Origin of the sequence: Thermosynechococcus sp., from assembly GCF_046299635.1 — a bacterium.
In the GTDB taxonomy this organism is placed as follows: domain Bacteria; phylum Cyanobacteriota; class Cyanobacteriia; order Thermosynechococcales; family Thermosynechococcaceae; genus Thermosynechococcus.
The window spans coordinates 1-558 of record NZ_JBKBHV010000077.1 but is presented as its reverse complement, the minus strand read 5'-3'; the positions used below and the strand labels follow the sequence as shown (position 1 = coordinate 558).

General features: G+C 49.6%; 1 protein-coding gene. It reads left to right on the top strand.

Annotation, left to right across the window (positions count from 1 at the left end; all coding sequences use genetic code 11):
* Nucleotides 1-325 precede the first annotated feature (325 nt).
* The coding region (locus ACK4IR_RS12410) for a transposase (RefSeq protein ID WP_409874646.1) at nt 326-558 on the top strand (233 nt) is incomplete at its 3' end.

The following is a 558-nucleotide window of genomic DNA, read 5'->3' as shown; positions in this document are numbered from 1 at the left end:
ACCCTGATTTCAAGGTGCAGTGCCAACGGTTAACTGAAGCGAAGCGTCGCAACCCTCACCTAGCTTCGGTTAATGCCTAGGTATTGCAACAGGTTTTGCGGCGATTAGAACAAGCGTTTGAGCGCCGTAAAGAGTTAGGGGCTGGGTTTAGCCCGGTCGAATGCGATCCTTCTTATTCCCACAGTTGGGCAAGGCTCCTCTGAAAAACGGGGCGGTCAAGTTGCCAAACTTAGGGTGGATTGCTATTCACCAGTCACGGCCATACCCAGATGGGTTTGTACTCAAACAAGCTAGGGTTGTCAAACGAGCCTCTGGCTATTACGTCATGCTTATTTTTCAGGCTGACATTGCCATTCCAGAACCGCCGTTGGCGGGTCATGTGGTTGGAGTAGATGTTGGACTGGAATATTTCTTATCCACCTCAGATGGGCTTCAACTAGAGCGTCCCAAGTTTTTCGTGAATCTGCAACGCAAGCTTAAATTGCTGCAACGCAGACTAAAGCGGAAACAGCCTGGGTCTGCTAACTGGAAGAAAGCTCAATTTAAGGTGGCAAGGCT